14 protein-coding genes and 8 pseudogenes are annotated in these 20,809 nt (G+C 54.7%); 12 read left to right on the top strand and 10 right to left on the bottom strand.

Going from position 1 to position 20,809, the window contains the following annotated elements; genetic code table 11:
- Positions 1–154: 154 nt before the first annotated feature.
- The 9 genes and pseudogenes from JCM12539_RS06200 to trpA all read left to right on the top strand — a co-directional run bounded on the left by JCM12539_RS06200 (position 155) and on the right by trpA (position 9,071).
- The gene (locus tag JCM12539_RS06200) at positions 155–739 is read left to right on the top strand and encodes a TetR/AcrR family transcriptional regulator (RefSeq protein ID WP_054650062.1); all 585 of its coding nucleotides are present in this window, start codon (positions 155–157) and stop codon (positions 737–739) included.
- A gap of 1,811 nt (positions 740–2,550) precedes the next feature.
- A complete protein-coding gene (locus JCM12539_RS06195; RefSeq protein ID WP_054650060.1) occupies positions 2,551–2,988 on the top strand; it encodes a PTS sugar transporter subunit IIA in 438 nt (145 codons plus the stop codon).
- Positions 2,989–3,030: 42 nt separating this feature from the next.
- Positions 3,031–3,309, top strand: a complete 279-nt coding sequence (locus JCM12539_RS06190; protein ID WP_054650058.1) for a PTS sugar transporter subunit IIB — start codon at positions 3,031–3,033, stop codon at positions 3,307–3,309.
- A 3-nt stretch (positions 3,310–3,312) separates the two neighbouring features.
- Positions 3,313–4,594 (top strand): annotated as a pseudogene (ulaA, locus tag JCM12539_RS06185) (PTS ascorbate transporter subunit IIC).
- A gap of 46 nt (positions 4,595–4,640) precedes the next feature.
- Positions 4,641–5,858: a tryptophan synthase subunit beta gene (trpB, locus tag JCM12539_RS06180; RefSeq protein ID WP_054650056.1), complete on the top strand. Its 1,218-nt coding sequence runs from the start codon at positions 4,641–4,643 to the stop codon at positions 5,856–5,858.
- Positions 5,859–5,874: 16 nt separating this feature from the next.
- Positions 5,875–6,893 (top strand): annotated as a pseudogene (gene trpD, locus JCM12539_RS06175) (anthranilate phosphoribosyltransferase).
- Positions 6,890–7,682: pseudogene (gene trpC / locus JCM12539_RS06170) on the top strand (indole-3-glycerol phosphate synthase TrpC). The pseudogenes trpD and trpC overlap by 4 nt, the downstream one beginning before the upstream one ends.
- Positions 7,672–8,271 carry a phosphoribosylanthranilate isomerase gene (locus tag JCM12539_RS06165; RefSeq protein WP_054650053.1) on the top strand — a complete coding sequence of 200 codons (600 nt, stop codon included), beginning with the start codon at positions 7,672–7,674 and terminating at the stop codon, positions 8,269–8,271. Before trpC ends, JCM12539_RS06165 begins: the two are co-directional and overlap by 11 nt.
- A 30-nt stretch (positions 8,272–8,301) precedes the next feature.
- A pseudogene (gene trpA, locus JCM12539_RS06160) lies at positions 8,302–9,071 on the top strand (tryptophan synthase subunit alpha).
- Between the two features lie 210 nt (positions 9,072–9,281).
- Here trpA and JCM12539_RS06155 read toward each other — a convergent pair.
- Positions 9,282–10,264, bottom strand: a pseudogene (locus JCM12539_RS06155) (ketopantoate reductase family protein).
- Positions 10,265–10,520: 256 nt separating this feature from the next.
- Positions 10,521–11,697 (bottom strand): annotated as a pseudogene (locus tag JCM12539_RS06150) (cation:proton antiporter).
- A gap of 598 nt (positions 11,698–12,295) precedes the next feature.
- Here JCM12539_RS06150 and JCM12539_RS13140 point away from each other — a divergent pair.
- Positions 12,296–12,463, top strand: a complete 168-nt coding sequence (locus JCM12539_RS13140; protein ID WP_156302089.1) for a hypothetical protein — start codon at positions 12,296–12,298, stop codon at positions 12,461–12,463.
- A 434-nt stretch (positions 12,464–12,897) separates the two neighbouring features.
- Here the strand turns inward: JCM12539_RS13140 and JCM12539_RS06145 are convergent, their stop codons facing one another.
- The 3 genes and pseudogenes from JCM12539_RS06145 to JCM12539_RS06140 all read right to left on the bottom strand — a co-directional run bounded on the left by JCM12539_RS06145 (position 12,898) and on the right by JCM12539_RS06140 (position 14,822).
- On the bottom strand, positions 12,898–13,629 hold the full coding sequence (locus JCM12539_RS06145) for an aldo/keto reductase (protein ID WP_369396074.1): 732 nt from the start codon (positions 13,627–13,629) through the stop codon (positions 12,898–12,900).
- On the bottom strand, positions 13,614–13,805 hold the full coding sequence (locus tag JCM12539_RS15125; RefSeq protein WP_369396073.1) for a hypothetical protein: 192 nt from the start codon (positions 13,803–13,805) through the stop codon (positions 13,614–13,616). The genes JCM12539_RS06145 and JCM12539_RS15125 overlap by 16 nt, the downstream gene beginning before the upstream one ends.
- An 89-nt stretch (positions 13,806–13,894) precedes the next feature.
- Positions 13,895–14,822 (bottom strand): annotated as a pseudogene (locus tag JCM12539_RS06140) (LysR family transcriptional regulator).
- Between the two features lie 119 nt (positions 14,823–14,941).
- On the opposite strand from JCM12539_RS06140, the gene JCM12539_RS06135 reads away from it, so the two are divergent.
- Positions 14,942–16,102, top strand: a complete 1,161-nt coding sequence (locus JCM12539_RS06135) for a cobalamin-independent methionine synthase II family protein (RefSeq protein WP_054650051.1) — start codon at positions 14,942–14,944, stop codon at positions 16,100–16,102.
- A gap of 141 nt (positions 16,103–16,243) precedes the next feature.
- Positions 16,244–16,651: a type II toxin-antitoxin system CcdA family antitoxin gene (locus JCM12539_RS06130; RefSeq protein WP_054650049.1), complete on the top strand. Its 408-nt coding sequence runs from the start codon at positions 16,244–16,246 to the stop codon at positions 16,649–16,651.
- 84 nt (positions 16,652–16,735) lie between these two features.
- On the opposite strand, the pseudogene JCM12539_RS06125 reads toward JCM12539_RS06130, so the two are convergent.
- The 5 genes and pseudogenes from JCM12539_RS06125 to JCM12539_RS06105 form a co-directional block, all read right to left on the bottom strand.
- Positions 16,736–17,963: pseudogene (locus JCM12539_RS06125) on the bottom strand (MFS transporter).
- 689 nt (positions 17,964–18,652) lie between these two features.
- Positions 18,653–18,934: a hypothetical protein gene (locus JCM12539_RS06120; RefSeq protein ID WP_054650047.1), complete on the bottom strand. Its 282-nt coding sequence runs from the start codon at positions 18,932–18,934 to the stop codon at positions 18,653–18,655.
- Positions 18,931–19,284 carry a helix-turn-helix domain-containing protein gene (locus tag JCM12539_RS12665; RefSeq protein WP_156302088.1) on the bottom strand — a complete coding sequence of 118 codons (354 nt, stop codon included), beginning with the start codon at positions 19,282–19,284 and terminating at the stop codon, positions 18,931–18,933. The genes JCM12539_RS06120 and JCM12539_RS12665 overlap by 4 nt, the downstream gene beginning before the upstream one ends.
- A gap of 168 nt (positions 19,285–19,452) precedes the next feature.
- Positions 19,453–20,028 (bottom strand): site-specific integrase, encoded by a 576-nt coding sequence (locus JCM12539_RS06110; RefSeq protein WP_054650045.1) that lies wholly within the window; start codon positions 20,026–20,028, stop codon positions 19,453–19,455.
- A gap of 76 nt (positions 20,029–20,104) precedes the next feature.
- Positions 20,105–20,716, bottom strand: a complete 612-nt coding sequence (locus JCM12539_RS06105) for a TetR/AcrR family transcriptional regulator (RefSeq protein ID WP_054650043.1) — start codon at positions 20,714–20,716, stop codon at positions 20,105–20,107.
- Positions 20,717–20,809: the final 93 nt, after the last annotated feature.

Here is a 20,809-nt window from a genome sequence, read left to right as displayed (position 1 = left end):
CACAAGAATATTTATTATATTTACGAATTTTTTTTCGCAATAAATGTGCAATTTTTACCCTAACGTTATTCCGAGCCATTTATAATAGAGATAGAGCCGGGCTGGCAAGGTACTGCAGGCCGGCCGCCGCAAACATTTCTGGGGGGGATTTGTTTTGACTAACCACAATCGCAACTGGGAGAGGACTCACCGGCGCATTGCGCAAGCAGTCTTTGCCCTCTGGTCCAAGAAACCGATCAACAAGATTACCGTGAACGAGGTATGCCAAATTGTGGGCATTAACCGGTCCACTTTTTATGAACACTTTGACAGCATCTACGCCGTGTCGGACGAGACCGGAGCCGACGTCTACAACGTTCTGCTGACATTCTTCTACCCCGAGACGGGTAAGTTCTACTTATCAAATAACGTCAAAGACGGCGCCGTTCACTTCCTGAAGATGATTAAGGCGGACCAATCGTTTTACCGCATCTACTTTGCACAGATGAACGTACTACCGTTTGGGCATGAGGAGGAACTGTACCAGCGCTTGTACGATGCGCTAGTAGAGCCCTACCACCAGCGTCATCCTGAACTCACCAATTTGGAGTTAGACTACATGTTATCCGCGTTTGAATCGTCCATCGCGATGATTCTGCGGCAGTGGACTCAGAGCGACTTCAAGGATCCTGAATCCAGCCTGGCACGCGTGATTACCATGCAACCGCTGATTGCCCAATTTATGGATGACCAGGACTGACGTACCAATTCACCCAATTACCGCAAACACCCTGTTGCCGCCTGGCCACAGGGTGTTTGCGGTGGCTTTGGATGCAGGCGACCGGGTTGTGCGCTGGGGATGGTTCCAGTAGGTGGGGCGTGCCCGTGGCCGGGTTGGGCGTTGGCAATGACTCCGGTAGTTGGGGGCGTGCCCGTGGCCGGCTACGAGCCTCACGCTCACGCACGTTCCGTGCTACCGCGAATTGGATAGCCTGGGCCAAGCCCGCCCAGTCTATCCAATTTGATTCTGTACGTCGGCTCCGCTCCTACAGAACTACGGGCCTGCAGCCGCCACGGCCACACCCCCAACTACCTCCGTCATTACCAACACCCAACCCTAGTTTGAATTTCCACCCCAGATATATTGGTAATCGCAAACCATACGGAACGGTCAGTAAAACACCAAACGTGCCGAAGAAAATACTATTGTAGGAAAAACTCAATAACCGTTATATAAAACCTCGTGCAACTGCCGAAAATATGTGCTTTTCGGTAAATTTACATATCTATCGCCGTATACGTGAGAGCTGATGTCTAGGTAAGTTAACAAGGAGAATTACAGTTGTGTGGATACCATTTTATACGGACTAGTGGACCCGTATTGGTGTCTCAAAACATGGCCGCTGTAGCAAATATTATTGAGGTTCAATCAACTATCGAACCGGATGTTCACTATGCAATTATGGGGGAATTATGCTAACTAGGTTTGTGCGGTGGGGATGGCGGAAGTAGGTGGGGTGTGCCCGTGGCGCCTGCAGGCCTGTAGTTCCGTTCGAGCGTAGCGAATTACGGAATCAAATCTTGGAAATCGAGCGGGTTTTGCTCGAGTTCCAAGATTCGCAGGAGGCCGGAACTGCCGGAGCGTGAGGCTCGTAGCCAGCCACGGGCACGCCCCACCTACTGGAGCCATCCCCACCGCACAAACCGGTCAGTGCCGCAAAGCATGTTGACAGACACAGTTGACGGGGAGGCGTCTTGTCGACCGGTTTGATTGCTACAGTAGCACGAGGCCGCGTCGGTCGGGCCGGTGAGTGTAGGCGTGTGGGGTCGGAATGGTAACCACTGCCGGGGAACACAGTCAGTTTGCGCTTTAGCGCTTACTGCCTGCTTCTCGCAGGAATGGCGCAGCCAGTCCGAGAGCTCCATTGGCTTTAGCCGTTAGAACGCGACGAATTCTGAGACCGACCGGTGGTTTTTCCGGGCAGGCTCAGAATCGCACCGGAAACTCGCGCACTTTGCGAGTTGGAGGTTTCGCCCTAGCAGTGGATTACCATGGAGCGCCCCACAAAGCCGAAGCTCACCGGCCTGACCTACGCTGCCGCCGGCCAACACCCGCAAAAAAGTTGTTGACAGTGACTGACGACGGGGGTAGACTCAGTAACAATTAAATAATTCTGTTTCGATAAAACCGTTGAGGTGGAGATCAAACCAGTTGTGCACGTACAGAGAGTCACGGTGATGAGAATGTGACCGAACGCAGGCTGGCAAATGGACCACCGAGGGTTCCCTCAAAGTTGCTGCGGCAACGAGTACCGGGAAACGTGTGGGCATACGTCAGTTGCCGGGAGAGTGTTGGCTCTTCGCTAAGAGTGACCGTAAGGTACTGGACGCGTTGGGCCCGTAGTGGATTCTATTCACTGCGGGCTTTATCGTTGGCCGTTTGTCATCGGCAAATGTTCCACCAGTACCGTGGTCAAATTAAGGTGGCACCGCGGAAAATCCGTCCTTATTCTACGTCGTTATTGACGTGGAATAAGGACGGATTTTTTTTGTACATCAGGAGGATCAATCATGTTGACTAACTACACCAACTTAAACGCCATCGCCGTACGTCAGAACGACATCGACGCTACATCCGTGCTCACCCAGACCGGTGACCTGCTGACCGCGGGCGGCTTTGCCGATAACCGTTACACGACGGCCATCCTCGATAGTTTCCGCAGCCACGGCGCCTACTTTGTCATTGCTCCCGGCATTGCCTTACCGCACGCCCGACCAGAACAGGGAGCGCGCCGCACCGGTATCAGTATCCTCACCCTCACACGGCCCGTTGATTTCGGCAACGCCGCTAACGGTCCCGCTAATCTATTGATTGGCCTGGCCGCCACCAGTAGCGACGACCACATCGAACTGCTCCAAGAACTAGTGGTCAAGTTGAGTGAGCGATGGCGGTACACCGCCATTGTTGAAGCTACTACCAAAGCCGCCGTTTTACACCTATTAGAATAGCGTATCCCTAAACAAGGGATTGACGCCGAAAGGACCTTACTTATGCAAATTCTGACCGTTTGTGGTGCCGGTGTCGGCACCAGCCTCATGGAAAAAATGTTCGCAGAACAAATCCTATCCGCCGCCGGCATCAACGCCACGGTTGATAACGCCGATATCACCTCCGCCACCCCGGACGATTACGATATCGTCCTGACCACCTCGACTTTTGCCGACATGTTGCCCGCATCCAGCGCGACCATCATTGTCCAGGACAACATCATGGACCGAAACGCTTTGCAAACTAAACTGTTGGCCGCCGTGGCCACCGTCGAGGACTAGCCCATGGGTGTCTTACTGTACTTCATCAATAACGTGCTCAGCCAGCCAATCTTCATTCTCGGACTAGTTGTCGTCATCGGCATGTTGGCCCAACACCAACCCGGCAGCAAAATCCTGCCCAGCACCCTCAAAGCAGTCATTGGTTTCACGATGATCAACGTCGGCGGCCAGACGCTGGGGACGGCCCTCCTGCCGCTCCAACAACTAATCGCCCATATCTTTCACATGCACACCCCCGCCAGCAGCAACATCGGCGCAACGCAGGTGGCCAGCCTGACTGATATCGGTACCGACATGGCTAATCTTCGCCTGCGGGTTCATCATCAACCTGTTGCTCTCGCGGTTCACCCCGCTCAAGTTCGTCCACCTCTCCCCGCACGTATCGTTCTTCTTTGCCGGCCTCATCGCCGCACTCCTGAAGTTTGGTACCGACCTCAACTTCCCGGTCCGCGTCGTTGTTGGTTCCGTGCTGCTGGGACTGTACATGACCCTCTCATGTGCGTACGTGAACCTGCTCATCAAGCCCGTCCGTGGCGCTGACGGGTTCACACTCGCCCATTCAAGCTCATCCGGACTGCTAGTAGCCTCGCTGCTGGGTAAGTTCTTTGGCAATAAGGAGCATGACCTGGAGGACCTCAAGTTGCCCGGTAAGCTCAACTTTCTCCGGGACATGACCGTGGCGTTAACGCTGGTTATGATGCTGCTGTTCCTCATTCTCGGACTGATTGCGGGCCCCGGTTTCACCATGAGCAAAGTCGCGGCGGGTAAAGACGTCGTGGTCTTCGCTATCACCAAGGGTATCGAGTTCGGCATGTGGATCACCGTTATTCTTGCCGGTGTCCGGATGATGCTAGCGGAAATCATCCCCGCCTTTCACGGCATCGCCCAGCGACTTATCCCTAACGCTAAACCCGGGCTCGACATCCCACTACTCTTTCCGCAATACCCGACCAGCGTCATCGTCGGGTTCCTCATGAGCCTGACGACCGGCATCATCGGGATGCTAATCCTTGCCGCAGCGCATTACCCGATCATCGTCTTTCCCGCATTGATTCCCACCTTCTTCACCGGGGCCGCCACCGCCATCTTTGGCGACGCCCACGGTGGCCGCCGCGGCGCAATTCTCGGTTCGGGCGCGAATGGCTTCATCCTAATTTTCGGTCAGGCGTTGCTACTGCCCATGGTTGGTACCTATGCGCCCATCATGCGGATTCTTTCAGAAACCGACTACTGTGTTTACGGGCCGCTACTCGGAGGCCTACTCAAAATCATGCACCTCAACTAATACCGGTACGCACAACGTAACCGGCGCATAACAAAGGAGAAATAATATGACTACATCATACACACCCACAGACTCAATGGCTTCCGGTCGCTACCTGGAATACGGCGGCCAGTACCTACCAGAAATCTTGTTGCCCGAAATCAAGCGCGTCGAGGCGGCATACAACCGCTACAAGGACGACCCCGACTTCCTGAACGAATTCCACACCCTACTACGTGAATACGCTAGTCGGCCTTCGCTACTCTATTACGCTAAGAACATGACGGAGGACCTCGGCGGTGCCAAAATCTACCTCAAGCGCGAGGACCTCAACCACACCGGGGCACACAAAATTAACAACGTCATCGGTCAAGCGCTGATTGCCAAGCGTATGGGCAAAACCCGGCTGATTGCAGAAACCGGCGCCGGCCAGCACGGTGTCGCCACCGCCACCATCGCGGCCCTGTTCGGTATGGAATGCGAGATCTTCATGGGCAAAGTCGACACCGACCGTCAGCGGCTGAACGTCTACCGGATGGAGCTGCTGGGTGCCAAGGTTAACGCCGTCACCAGCGGGTCAATGGTCCTCAAGGACGCCGTCAACGCGGCTTTGCAAAACTACGCCGCCCGGAGCGAGGACACGTTCTACGTCATCGGCTCCGCGGTCGGCCCGCACCCGTTCCCCGCGATGGTGCACGATTTCCAAAGCGTCATCAGTAAGGAGTCCAAAGAACAGTTGCAGACCGTTGAGGGGCGCCTCCCCGACTACGTGGTGGCGTGCCTCGGCGGCGGCAGCAACGCCATCGGCAGCTTTGCCGACTACATTCAGGATCCTAGCGTCCACCTGATCGGTTGTGAGGCGGCCGGCAAAGGCGTGGACACACCGCAAACCGCCGCGACGATGAAGCTGGGCTCGACCGGGATCTTCCACGGAATGAAGTCCCGCTTCCTGCAGAACCAAGACGGCCAGATTGACGCTGTCTACTCCATTTCGGCGGGACTGGACTACCCCGGCATTGGACCGGAACACGTGGCGCTCATGGACTCCGGACGCGCGGAATACGTCGCCATCACCGACGATGAGGCCGTGAACGCCTTTGAGTACATTGCCAAGCAGGAGGGCATCGTGGCCGCCATCGAGAGTTGCCACGCCATCGCTGAGGTGCAGAAGCTCGCCCCCACTTTAAGTAAAGACCAAATCATCATCTGCACGGTTTCAGGCCGCGGGGACAAGGACGTGGCCTCAATTGCCAAGTACCGTGGCATTGAGCTCAACGAAGATTAGCACGGGAGGTAACACTATGATTACAGAAGCCATTCAACGGGTCGCAAACCACCAGAACCTCGACTTTGACCAAGCCGAAACCGTCATTAACGAAATTATGGACGGCCAAACCAGCAACGTGCAAATTGCCGCACTCCTGACCGGCTTGGCCATGAAAGGTGAGACCGTGTCCGAAATCGCGGGGGCCGCAAACGCAATGCGGGCCCACGCCCTGCCGTTCGACGCGGGCAGTAACGTCCTTGAAATTGTCGGCACCGGTGGCGACCACGCCAACACCTTCAATATTTCTACCACCACCAGCATCGTGGTGGCCGCCGCCGGTACGCCAGTCGCCAAGCACGGCAACCGCGCCGCGTCTTCCCGCAGCGGGGCAGCGGACGTTTTGGAAGCACTCGGAGTCAACATTAACGCTGACCCCACCGTCAGCGCGGAGACCCTGCGCAGCATCGGCATCTGCTTCCTCTTTGCCCAGGAGTACCACCAGGCCATGCGCTTTGTTGGTCCCGTGCGCAAGGAGCTCGGTATCCGGACGATTTTTAACGTCCTCGGCCCCTGGCCAACCCCGCACACGCAACGTCGCAACTGCTAGGCGTCTACGATGAGCAACTACTGGAACCCCTCGCGCACGTGTTGGCCGAACTCGGCGTTGAGAACGCGCTGGTAGTGCACGGCGCGGACGGCCTGGACGAGGTGACTACGACCGCCGCAACGGACATCGTGACGGTGCGCCACGGCCAGTTTGAACGCAGCACCATCACCCCTGAGCAGTTTGGCTTGCCGCGGGCGCACCGCGATGACCTCGTTGGCGGCACCCCGGCCGAGAACGCCGCCATCACCCGCGCAATCCTGCGGGGGACGCCGGGGGCAAAGTTGGACACGGTGCTGCTCAACGCGGCGTGTGCCCTCCATGCGGCCCACGCCGACCTCAGCATCGCCGATGGTTTAGCGTTGGCGCATACCACCATTAATAGTGGTGCGGCAGCCGCCAAACTCGACGAACTTATTGACCACACCCAGCGGGCGGTGAGCGCATGATTCTGGATGAGCTGGTGGCGGCCACCCAGCAACGTCTAGCTCATAACCAGGCCCGCGTACCGGCCGCAACGATGCACGCGCAGGCCCTGGCCGCACCCACAACGGATCCCGCTGACGTCTACCAGGCGTTACGGCAACCACCGTTGTCAATCATTGCTGAGGTGAAGGCGGCATCCCCGTCAAAGCACCATCGCCGCAGACTTTGACCCCGTCGCCACGGCCCAGGAATACGCAGCTGGTGGCGTGAACGCCATATCGGTGCTGACTGAGCCCACCTACTTTCACGGCGACATCAACTACCTCCGTACTATCCGCCAGGCAGTGACGGTACCGCTACTGCGGAAGGATTTCATCATTGACGATTACATGATTGATGAGGCCAAAGTCGCTGGGGCCAACCTGATTCTGCTGATTGTCGCCATTCTCGACGACCACCAGCTGCGCGACTACATTCACAAAGCCGCGGCGTTGGGGCTGGCCGTGCTGGTCGAAGCGCATGATCCGCACGAAATCCAACGGGCTCTTCAAGCCGGGGCGGACATCATCGGCGTCAACAACCGTGACCTACGCGACTTTACCGTGGACCTACACCGTAGTGTGGCGTTGCGCCCGTTAGTACCCCGTAACATCATCTTTGTATCCGAAAGCGGCATTCGTGGTCCGCAGGATGTGGACCAGCTACGGACTGCCGGCGTTGACGCCATCCTGGTGGGTGAAACCCTCATGCGGTCGCCCAACAAGGCCGCCACTATTAACGCACTGCGTGGAGGTGAGCACGATGACAACTAAGGTCAAGATTTGCGGGCTCACCATCCCCGCAGACGTCCAAATTGTGAACGACGAGCACCCCGATTACGCCGGCTTCGTCTTTGCGCCCGGCCGGCACCACGTCAACATCGGCCAGGCCAGCAAGCTTCGCGCACTGTTAGATCCTAGCATCGTGAGCGTGGGCGTCTTTGTGGACGCACCGCTCGACACCATGCTCAGCGCTGTTGATGCCGGTGCGATTAGCATCGTCCAGCTGCACGGTCACGAACCCGAGGCCGTGGTGGAGTTATTGCAAAGTCGTGGTATCCCGGTCATCCGCGTATTTCAGGGGCAGCAAGCCGCGCTCCCACCCACCGCGGCGGACTACGTCATGCTCGACGCAGGTGCTGGTAGCGGCCGCACCCTCGACTGGCGGCGGTTAACCACCGCGCCGGACCCGCTCTTTTTAGCCGGCGGGTTGACGCCCACCAACGTGGCAACGGCGATTAAGGCCGTCGCCCCGTTCGCGGTGGACGTATCCAGCGGCGTCGAGGTTAGGGGACACAAAGACGCGGCGCTCGTGCGCGACTTTGTCCGTAATACCCGCGCCGCAATGACGCAGGCCAGTTAACATTGATAACGTACAGAAAGGTTGATTAATATGAGTCATTTAACTGCAGCATTTAACCACGGCAAGGCGTTTATTCCCTTCATCGTGGCCGGCGATCCCGACGCGACAGCACCGTCAATAACATCGTCGCGATGGCCAACGCCGGCGCGGACATCATTGAGTTGGGTATCCCCTTCTCAGACCCCGTAGCGGACGGTCCCGTAATCCAGGCCGGTGACCTCCGCGCTTTTGCGGGTGGTATTAGCGTCGACGAGGTCTTCGCAATTGTCGCGGCCGCCCGTCAGCAAACGGACACGCCGATTGTGTTCCTCACTTACGCGAATATCCCGTTCAAGTATGGTTACGAGCGTTTCTGCGCCCGCTGTGCGGAACTGAACGTTGGCGGCCTGGTCATCCCCGACCTGCCGTACGAAGAACAGGGCGAGATTCGGCCCGCCGCGGAGCAGTACGGGATTGACATCATTATGTTGATTACGCTCACCTCTGGCGACCGCGTGGCCCGCCTGGCCGAAGCAGCGTCCGGCTTCATCTACGTAGTCAGTTCGGAAGGTATTACCGGCGAGCGCGACGAATTCGACCAGCGGCTCAGCAGCCTCTTTGCGGAAATCCGCCAACACACCGACGTGCCGGCCGCGTTAGGGTTTGGTATCCACACTCCCGAACAAGCGGCGGACCTATCCCGCTTTGTTGACGGTATCATTGTTGGCTCCGCTATCGTTGACATCGCCGCGCAACACGGGACGGCGGCGGCCACTGCGATTGGTGACTACACCAAGACCATGAAGGCGGCGATTGCCTAGTCATCAGGCCACGCAAAAGAGAGTGGGCCACAATGCAGCTCCCGAGCACTAACGTAATAATGCCGATATTCCCGAACTTAGGAATATCGGCATTATTGTGTTAAGCACAGGGAGCTGCATTGTGGTCCACGTTTGTAGGCCGGCGTCGATGTGCGTCGGTTTATCGAAGCCGCTAACTATGACCGGACCTCTTTGCGTGGTGCCAGTACGTTAACGGGCCAAAACTTCGGCGCGGAACGCATCCATATCAAAGGTCTTGCCGAATTCGGCGAGGTGCACCAAGTTGCGGAGGAAGTTATGGGTGGACGCTTCAAAGCCGTGTGCGTGCCCCACTTCATAAATGTAACCGTTGATGTAGTCAACCTCGGTTGGCCGGTTCTTCGACATGTCTTGGTACATGGATGGGTAGTGTAGCGGGTTCGCGTCCCGACTAACGTGAACGACACTCTCCCACTCCTCTTCACGCGTGTTGAGCAACTGGATACCGGCCGCTTCACAGGCAGTGTACGCTTCGTCAATCAGTTGCTTGGACAATTTTTCCGCCACGGGTGACGCGATAAATTCACCCATCGTAATTTCGAACATCGTGCAAAGGGTGTTGACCACGGAATTGAACGTGACTTTGGCCATCAACGTGCCGACAAAATTGTCGGTCAGGTTTGGATTCAGATGTGCCGCCTGAAAATCAGCGACCACCTGGTGGGTAAAGTCGTCAGCCACCTCCGTCTGGGGACAAATATTCATGGTCCCGGTATTCGGCCGACCAATGAAGTCAACGTCGCCCGCACCATTGAGGACGGTCGCAATCAACGCGGTTCCACCAACACGTGTTCCTTGGGGAAGTACTGATTAATCTTTTCAATGTGGCCCATCCCGTTCATACAGGAAATTGCGTACTGGTGCGGCTTAAAGAAGTGAGCACACTGTTCCAGCATCTTTTGGAGCCCCATCTGCTTACAGAAGATGATGTAGGCGTCCGGGTCGCCGGTGTACTCCTCCGGGCGGTAAATATTAATAGGCACCAGGTGCTTTTCCTCGCCGTCACGAGAAACGTAGACGCCACCCTGTGAGTGGATGGTGTCTACCTCTGGATCCCAGTTATCGACAAAGTCGACCTTCATGCCCGCTACCTCTTGCAGTAACACGCCGTAACGTAATCCCATTGCACCCGCACCAAGAACTGTATAATGCATATCCTTTACCCCCTACACGCTCTCACAAGAGCGTCCACTGACATAATTTTATGTAACAAACAAAACGCCGTTGGGGATATTATGAGACTTTAATTAAATTAAATCAAGCGTTTTTGCCATTGTAAAGTTGTCATGCCACGTATTTTTTTTAATTAAAAGGCAATCAAAAGCCCAGATCCACACGCTACTTGCGGTGGCATCCAGGCCTCAGTCTAGGTATCAATTATTTTGGCGTTCGCTGTGAACAACCGGCCGGTCATTCGCTGGCGGTATATGCCTGCTGCTTGACGATGTCCCGTTTGAGCATGAATGGTGCGATCATCGTGACGATGATTATCGCTAAAATAATGGCGGAGTAGAAGTCCTCGCGGAGCAAACCGGCCGCAAAGCCAATCTGGGCGGTGATTAGCCCCATCTCGCCCCGGGAAATCATCCCCGAACCAATAACGTTGGCGCTCAACCACTGGAAGCCGCTAATGCGCGCACCCAGGCCGCAACCCCACAGTTTGGTGAGGACCCCCAGGACGCTCAAAACCAGAATGAACAGCCAATCCCGCCCGATACCATCAAACCGCACGTTCAGACCCACGCTGACGAAAAATAGCGGGATGAAGGTGGCATACCCTAGCGGTTCAATATCGGATAGGGCTTCAGCTTTGTAGTCGGTCTGCGCAACGGCAATCCCGGCAAAAAAATGCGCCCACAGCTCCACTCAGGCCAACCTCTTCGGCCAGCCACGCGGTCCCCAAGCAGATAACCATCGCCATAATGGTCGAGCTGCTGGTCATCATGAGGCGGTCGCTAAAGTGCAACAGGAACGGCGTCACCCACCTAATCAGGACGTACACAAAGGCAAAGAAGGCCACTTGACCTGCCAGTACGATTACCAGGTTACTTTGGTGCCCGCCGGTACTCATGCCCTCGCCGCCGAGAATGGCAATCATGACGCTCAACAAGATCACGCCGATGATGTCATCAGCAACCGCCGCGCCAAGAATTGTGGCCCCTTCGCGGGTATCCAGGTAATGGAATTCCTTGAGTACGGCCACCGAAATGGACACGGACGTCGCGGAAAAGATGACGCCGATAAATGCGGCTTCGGTCCAACTGACGCCGAAGAAACGGCTAGCCAGGCCGATAAGCGCAACCGGCATGATGACGCCGGCGCACGCCACGATCAGGGCGGGACGCAGGTACCGCTTGAGTAGGTCGATATCGCTTTCCATCCCGCCGAGAAACATCAGGATAACTACGCCGATATCCGCAAAGGTGGTGAGGTTGGTGCTGGCGTGCACCCAACCCAGCATTGCGGGGCCGAGCAGCACACCTACCAGTATCTGCGGCACAACGGCGGGCAGACCCGCGCGCTGGCCGAGGTGGCCGGCGAGTAGCGTGGTGATTAAAAGTAACGTCAATGTGCCGATAAAATGCATCGTTTACCTCCCCAATCGTTAAACATAATTATGTACGGAACCTCGCGGACTTGGTGCACCGCGCTAATTGAATTGCCACTAGCTTATCATATCCTCGCGTTCGTGCACAAAGATGGCTGGCCTGTGCTGGCAAAGTGGCGGTGGGGTTGCGGCTTGCGTGTCCTACGACGTGATTGCTACAGTAGTGGTAGCCGGCAGCGTTGGTCGGGTTGGCGAGTTCCGGCTTTCGTGGGCACTCCGCGGTAATCCACTGCTAGGGCGAAACCTCCAACTCGCCAAGTGCACGCGAGTTGGAGGTGCGATTCTGAGCCTGTCCGGAAGCCCACCGGTCAGTCTCAGAATTCGTCGCGCCGTACGTCACTACGTTCCTACGGCGTTACACCCCGGCAGTGGTTACCGCTCCGACCCACACGCCTCCACTCACCAACCCGACCGACGCGGCCTCTGACTACTGTAGTAACCACAGCCCAGGACACGACCCCACCACCCCATCACCACTTTGCCGGCACCCGCTAGTTCACATTTCTACCCAACAGTGTAAAGTGCCAGTCTGCTCAGCCAGACATGTTAAAATAATAGTAGAAAGGGAGTATGGTGGATGAGCGAACGACGCGTAATCGGCGCAGTGATGATGGTGATAGGTTTAGGTTTTATCTTGGGCAGTACCTATACCATCAGCGGTAAACTGGCACTTTTCGTACTTGATGCAGTGGGACTCGCGCTGTGTTTGTGGGGACAGCAACTTTTAATGAGTCGGCGCCACTAACAGATATATTAATTGACACAAAAATTGGCTCAGGAATCACATAGTAACGGGTGCTGACAAGGTCGCGGTGGGGTGGAGGCGACTGAACCCGGAGTTATGACCGCTACCGGGGTTACGCAGGCAGTTTGCGCTTTAGCGCTTACTGCGTGCTACTCGCAGGAATGGCGAAGCCAGTCCGAGAGTTCTTACGGCTTTAGCCGTTAGAACGCGACGAGCTTGGAGACTGACTGCCCGCACTTGGCAGGCAGGCTCCAAGTCGCACCGGAAACTCGCGCACTTTGCGAGTTGGAGGTTTCGCCCCAGAAGCGGTCATGACGGAGCGGCTCACAAAGCCGTAACCCCACCGTGGCCTTGTCAGCACATCCCAACAGCGGGAGCCGCGTTGCCACGAATGGCAATGCGGCTCCCGCTGTTAACATACATAAGGATTGTTTCTAGGCATCGTAATCCGGCGTGGAGTCCGGCCATTTTTGCGTGGCCATGCCAAAGTCGGTGTCGCTGCCGTACCAACCAAAGGCGTCATACCACAGCGCGTGCTGGTTCTGATCCAAGCCCGCAATCGCGGCGACGTCCTGATCATCCAACTCGAAGTCAAAGATGCGGGCGTTCTCCACCATGCGCTGTTCGTGCACCGTCTTCGGAATCGTCACAATTCCGCACTGCAAGTCGTAGCGGAGAATAACTTGCGCCACCGACTTGCCGTGTTTTTGCCCAATGAGCGCAATGACCGGATTGTTCAGCGCCTTCCCCCCACCAAGCGGTGACCAGCCTTCAACCGTAATGTTGTGTGCAGGCGCAAACTTGCGCATCGCCTGCTCCTGCATGAGCGGGTTAAACTCAATCTGGTTGACCGCGGGTTGCACATCGGCCGCACGCAATAAGACCTGCAGGCGCTGCACATCAAAATTAGATACGCCGATTGCACGCACCCGGCCGTCACGATACAACTTTTCCAGCGCACGCCAGGTTTCCACGTATTGACCGTCAACCGGCCAGTGGATCAAATACAAGTCCAGGTAGTCCAACTGCAGGCGACGTAGCGTGCCCTCGAACTTATCGAGGGTGCGCCGGTACCCCTGGTCGCCGTTAGCAACTTTGGAAGTCACAAAGATATCCTGGCGCCGCACCGCACCGTCCGCGAACGCCGCTGCTAGTCCACGACCCACCCCGCTTCGTTGCCGTACTGCTTGGCTGTATCAATCATACGGTACCCGTTGCGGATGGCCGCCTGAACGGACGCCTCCGCAGTCGTGTTGTCCGTCTGCCACACGCCCAGGCCAAACCGGGGCATGGCGACACCGTTGTTGAGCTGAATGGTACTCGTTAAATCTAATTGTGCCAAAATTCTGCCTCCCACATTGTGGTGGTACACCCACCTATCTACAATCACGATACTCTAAATCACATCGCGCGTTAAGCACCAACTGCGGCTTAATCGCCGTATACGGTGAACCCGTAACCCCGAATGTGCTCCTTCAGCATGACGAGGTACCGTTGCGCCGTGTCACTCAACTCCATTTTGCGGTGTTGTAGGTACCCCAGCGTCATCGAATCGTCGACGTCCAGCGGAATCGCCACAATTTTCTCGTCGTTCAGCTCGCTCGAAATAATTCCCGAACTGATGGTGTAGCCGTTCAGCCCGACCATCAGGTTAAAAATCGTCGCCCGGTCACTGATTTGAATGTGTTTTTTTATGTGGTAAGGTGCTGAGAATTTCTTCCGCAAAGTAGAACGAGTTCGTGTCCCCCTGTTCGTACGACAGGTACGGGTAGTCCGCCAAGTCGGCCAGTGTTAACCGCTACTTACGCGTCAAGGGATTATCGCGACCCACAAAGACGTGTGGTTTGGCCTCAAATAACGGGGTGAACTCCAAATCTTTCTCGGCAATCAGCCGCCGCATGACCGTCTGGTTAAAGCCGTTCAGGTAAATCACACCCAGCTCACTCTTCAGGCTAGCGATGTCGTCCAGAACATTTTCGGTTTGCGTTTCCCGCAACGTAAACTGGTATGCATCCCCACCGATTTCCCGCACCAGGTCGACAAAGGCATGGACCACAAAGGCGTAGTGTTGGGCCGAGACGCTGAACACCCGCTTACGGACATTACCCTGGCCAAAGTGTTCCTCCAACAGGCTGACCTGGTCCAAGACGCCGCGCGAATAGTTAATAAACTCCCGTCCCGCGTCAGTGAGCGTGATGCCGCCACGACTACGATAAAACAGCTGGACGTTAAACTCCTTTTCCAACTCCTTCATCGCCTGTGATAACGATGGTTGGCTAATGTATAGCTGCTTCGCCGCCTCGTTAATGGAGCCCGTGGCCGCAATCTTCTCTAGGTATTCTAGTTGTTGAATCCGCATAGCATGACCTCCGTGTTATAGATTGCGCCTATTATACCACCAAGCAATTAAGAATTACCCCTGACGCAGCCATAGCGGTTAGAATAATCTCAACCATTTAATTTACGGAGGCCACCACCATGACACAATCACGTTTTCAAATTGTCGGTTCACTATTGCGACCAGCAGAACTGTTAACTTACAAGGACCAAATCGAGCACCGCGACGACATCCAGTACCCGTTCTACAACGACTTTCCCGGTTACCAGGACGTTGAAACCAACGCCATCAAGCAGGTGATTGCGGAGGAAAAGGCTCACGGCATCGACGTACTCACTGACGGTGAGTACAGTAAGTCCATGTGGCACCTGGACTTTCTGTGGGGATTCCAGGGTATCGAGCGCTACATTACCGACCATGGTTACACCTTTGAAGATCACGACGGTGGCAACTTTGAAACCCGGAAGGATATTGGCATTCGGATCACCGCCCCGCTGTCCGGCAAGAACCACCACTTCATTGACATCTTTAAGGAACTCAAGGCGCAGGCGGGAGATCAGGACGTCAAAACCACCGTTTGGGGCGCCGCCCACGCGTTCACCGAACTATCCGTCTTTGACCACCTGTATGGTGAAGGTCAGGTTTACCCCACCGCGGACGCACTCCGTGACGGTCTGATTAACGCGTACAAGGAATTTCTGACCGAGTATCAGGCTGCCGGCGGTACGATCATCCAGTTTGACGACTGTTTGTGGGAACTATTTGCCGATGATAACCAGCAGAGCTTTTTCGGGGATGGCAAAGGTGGTGTTGAGGACCTGGCCGACGAATTTGTCGCCATTAACAACGCCGTGGTCGACTATGGTCACGAGCTCGGGCTGAAGGTGTGGACCCACAACTGTCGTGGAAACTACGCCAGCCGGCACGCTGCTGGCGGTTCGTACGCCTCCATTGCGCAAAAGTTTCTGCACGACCAGCACTACGACCGTTTCTTCCTGGAGTGGGACGATGACCGTGCAGGTAGTATTGAGGCACTCAAGGCTCTGCAAGACCGCCCCAACGTGGAGGTGGTACTCGGCGCGCTGTCCAGCAAGACCAACACTCTGGACGACGAGGACCGTGTTCGTCAGTTACTAGATAAGGCTAGCGCCATTCTCGGGAAGGACCGTTTGTACCTGTCCCACCAATGCGGCTTTGCTTCCTGCGACGGGGGTAACGAATTGACGGCAGCACAGCAGTGGGCCAAAATCGATCAGGGTCAGCGCATTGCGGCGGATTATTGGGCGCACGCGACGGTTTAACTATGTTTCGGAATGAATGCGTACCCTCGGAGGTACGCATTTTTTTTGTTTTGGTAAAGGTGTTGTCTTAATTGATGCGTGTATGCGTACTATACTGTGAGCATACGAGAGTCACTTGCGGACAAGATGAGGTGCGTGTTAATGCCAAAACCAGATTACGCAATCTACCCAGCAGTATTTTCAAGGGATGCAGACGACGGCTACTACGTTGTGACGTTCCCTGATGTTCCCGACACAATCAGTCAGGGCAAAACGTTGACCGACGCGGTTAAAAACGCGCCCGATGCACTGGGCGTGGCATTACCAGACTATAGCAGCTACCCTACCCCAACACCATTACGCGACGTTCAACGAGCATTTCCGGGCGACATTGTGAGCTTGGTGGGCGTAGACTTGCGTGCCGCCCGCCGCAAGCGCAGGGACTCGACAGTGCGCAAAAGCGTGACCATCCCCCAGTCCCTAGACCACGCAGCACGCAGGGCCGGAATTAACTTCAGCGCCACGCTCACGGAAGCTTTGGAAAGGGCCTTAGAGCACCGCCAAAACTGACGTATTCAAACAAAGCGCCCGCAGATAACGGAACTACCCAAAGAGGGTGCCGTGTCATCTGCGGACACTTTATTAATTAGATTTTTAGCCGACCTGGCCGCGGCGCAGGCTCGGCTCGGTGAACCATAATAACACAAAATTAAACAGCAACATGCAGGCCGTGCAAATAAACACGGCATTATAGTCGAAGAGTCCGGCCAACGCACCACCTAAGAACGCACCGAACATGTTACCCAGCGCTTGAAACGATTGGTTCCATGAAAAGATGGCGGACGTCGCCGTGATGGGCGAGCTCTTCGTCAGCAGGGTCTGAATAGACGGGAACAAAGCCGCGTCCGACACCCCAATCATCAGCCGCAAAACGCCCAGGATGACGATGCTGCTGACGAACCCTTGGGGGAAGTACATAATCACGGCAAAGAGGTAGCCCGCGGTCAGCACCTTCCCGGTACCATGATGGTCGCCATACCGCCCCAACCGTGGAGCGGCAATGATGTTCGATAGCCCCGGCAGTGCGGCAATAATCCCAGCCACGATGGTGATGGGCCCCCGGTAATGCATGAGCTCACGCACGTAAAGGCTCAGGATGGGCGAAATGGAGGCGTTACCCAGTTGCACAATCATGGTTGAGCACAACAGCACAATGGTGAGCTTAGGGTTCGGGAACCCGGCCAAAAAGGAACGCTTCTCCCCCTTTGCACGCTTGGGGCGCTCTACCGGCACGAAGAACTCCTTCACAAAGAAGCCAGCGATGAGTGTGGTTACCAACAGCAGGGCCGCCGTGATGAAGAACGTACTCCGGATGGAGAAGACATCGGCCAAAATTCCGCCGACGATTGGTCCTAGCAGCATCCCGCTGGTCGATCCGGTCACCAGGGTGCCCAGGGCGCGGCCACTTTGGTTACGCGGCGTTTGGGAGGCAACCAGGGCTTGGGAATTGGAGATGAAGCCGGCAAAGATTCCCTGGAGGGCACGGCAGGCGAACAGTTGCCAGACGGAGGTGGTCAACCCCATGAGCAGCATGGAGAGGGCAGTCCCGAGTCCGGCGCGAATAATCATGACTTTGCGTCCCTTACGGTCGGCAAGGGCACCCCAAATTGGGGAAGCGATGGCGGTGATCAAAAAAAGTAATGGCGTAGACCAGGCCACTGTAAAAGGTCACTTGCGACTTGGTGTAGTGACCCATGCTGGCCACGTACAGCGACATGAAGGGCATGATTTCGCTAAAGGCCAGGCCAGCCACAAAGGTGCACACCCACAGTATGTAAAGATTTTTCTTCCACGGCCCCTTGGCGCGTGTTTCGTCATCCATTACGACTCACCCCTGACAAAATTTCTAATTAAAGGGGCCGACACATGGGTGTCAGCCCCTACTTGATAAACCGATAACTGTTAGTATGAACTTTTGGTAAGGAGATGTAAAGAGAGAGCGGAGCAGGCCGTTTAGAAGGCAGAGCATAAGCAACTCTAACCGAAAGGCCCGCACTTGGCCTTTTGGTTAGAGTTGCTTATGCGGCGTCTTCTGGCCTGTGCAGCTCGTTTTAACACGCACGCATAGCGAGGGCGCGGAGTAGTGTTCCCAAGAAATATAGCGAAACCCGAACCTGGTTTCATTGCCGTAGCGGGTTACGCGCAAGTTTCTGCGGGGCGCAGCTCGTTTAGAGAGCGGAGCCCCGCGGGTAGAAACCAGAGTATAAGTAGCTCTGGACGAGAATCCCGCACTTGGATTCTTGTTCGGAGCTACTTATACGTCGGTTTCTGCGGGGTGCAGCTCGTTTTAACACGCACAACTAACGAGGGCGCGGTGCACCGGTACCAGAAATTTAGCGAGGCCCGCACTTGGCATTTTGGTGACAGTACCTTATATGTCGCTTTCTACGGGGCGGAGCTCGTTTTCAAAACTCACGAGTACCAAGGCACATTGCGGCGTTTACGCATAATTGTCATGGCATTTTTAAGTTAACCATTGATGTGTTGGTTACCACGGTCACCGCTGAACCCTCACCCTTCATACCGTCTATGCAGGCGAGCAATCACCATCAGCACCACGATCACAGTCATACCACCAACAAACAAACCGCCAATGGTGCTCCAACTAAGGTAGTAGTGACCCACCAGAATCAGCGCCACGCCTAACAGAACTATAACTGTAATTACAATTGCTAGTCGCCGTGAACGCCTTCGCTGGATATTCTTGACGTCTCTGCCAGCCAGATGGTTAATCTCTTTCTGTGCCGGCCACATCACAACCATATTTACCAGCACCAATACGCACACAATCATGCTGCGATGCCACCAAGCTCAAACCCAACAACGTGTAATTGCGACAAAATCAACAACGCCGCCAGCGCCACATCGATAATCCACGAAGCCCAAAATGTTACCATTGTCTTACGTAACGCCATGGCGTCCGCACGCACTTTATCCATCATCATGTTATCCTCCTTGAGTAAAATATCAAGGGATAGACCGTACAGGTTGCTCAAATCAATCAGACTCGCAACGTCAGGATAGCTGCGTTCATTTTCCCAATTAGATACCGTTTGACGGGTTAAATGTAGTTGATCCGCGACTTGTTGTTGCGTCAACGCGTGCTCTTTACGTGCCGTTGCGAGTCGAATTCCAATTTGCATCCTGCTGCCCTCCCACATTCTCAAGGTAATACCGTTACCGATATTGTACTAGCAAAGAGGCGTTGTCATCACGTTTTGTGGGCAAATCGCCCGCCAATAATCTTGGCGCTGCATTATTTCCCGGGGAATAATGGCATATTTCGCACCCGTCCCGTGGTATCACCGTTTCTAGCACCACCGATTATACAGTGGCACAGTTTTGACCTTTTTCAAATTATGTTGGCTCATCGGGTACCTCCTTGGAGAATATCCCGTTGAGCTTTTTTTTGCGACTTCAAAGTTACTGTTGGGGTAGAGATGACCGTAGGTGCCGAGTGTCGTTTCGATGTCTTCATGCCCCAGACGTTCTTTGCTCTGGAGTGGATTTTCACCGAGGCTAATCAACAGCGACACATGCGATTGACGGAGGCCATGCACAGTAATTCGCTGAACTTTGGCGAGTGTACTGTACGCGCCCACAATATCAATGAATTGCTGTTCAAAGCACGGAATCCCATCACGTGAGAATACCCACTCGGAATTCACCATCGCCGCTTGTACGGCCTGCCACACGCCTAAGCACGCCACGGTATCATCATCAAGCGCCACGGTACGGCGACTGGCAGCGGTCTTTAGTGCGGGCGTTTCAAACCAGTCGCGGTTGTGATAGTCCATGGTCTTATTGACGTTCACGGTCTTAGCTTCGAGGTCAACGTCTGTCCACTTGAAATCAATAACCCAATCATCAACAACTGACTCCTCCATTTCGTATTGGAGCTTGAGGATACCAGATACTTATAGAAAATTGTAAACATATATCTGGAAGTACTAAATTGAAAAGTTACCGAGCAGTAATCCCAAGCAAATCATACGGTGATAAATACAATGCCCGCATAATCACTTTTGATAGCTCGTTTTCTGACAACAAATCATCACCCGACAGCCAGGTAAGAAGAACTGACATGATGGCATTCGTAACTATGCACAACGCATATTCTTGGGGTAAGTCCCTTATAAACGTGGCCTCGCCTTTAACCCGTTTTAGTTCGCCTAAAATTGATTTTTGAAGCATCGCTGTAATCGACGTCGCAAAAGCCGGATCACCATTGGGGCCGAAAAGAAAGCTAAGCATTGCTTTGTTCTCAGCCGCAAAAGCAACAATATCTTCTATTACAGGATACGGTTGACCGACACTTAAGTCTTGATAGTTCATGGTACCGTCAATTCCGGTATCTAACATCAACTGAAATTTAGAAGAAATACTATCCTTAACTTTTGTGACCAAATCATCTTTATCAAGGTAGTGCAAATAAAATGTCCCTCGACTAATACCACTAAGACGAGTTAGATCACTCACGGTAATTTGGTTTAATGATTTAGTTTTCCCCACGGTAACCAGCGCGTTTAAGATCGCCGCATTAGTCTTCGCAATCTGTTCTTGATGTGTTGGCATGTCAACCTCCTCTGTTTAATTGACACTTTTCAAATAAATGGTCATAGAATTTAGCACAGCATGTGATTTAATAATTGAGTAGTTTGATTAACA

This window comes from Lacticaseibacillus pantheris DSM 15945 = JCM 12539 = NBRC 106106 (assembly GCF_001311175.1).
GTDB classification, from domain to species: Bacteria; Bacillota; Bacilli; order Lactobacillales; family Lactobacillaceae; genus Lacticaseibacillus; species Lacticaseibacillus pantheris.
This window is presented reverse-complemented; position numbering and strand designations above follow the sequence as displayed.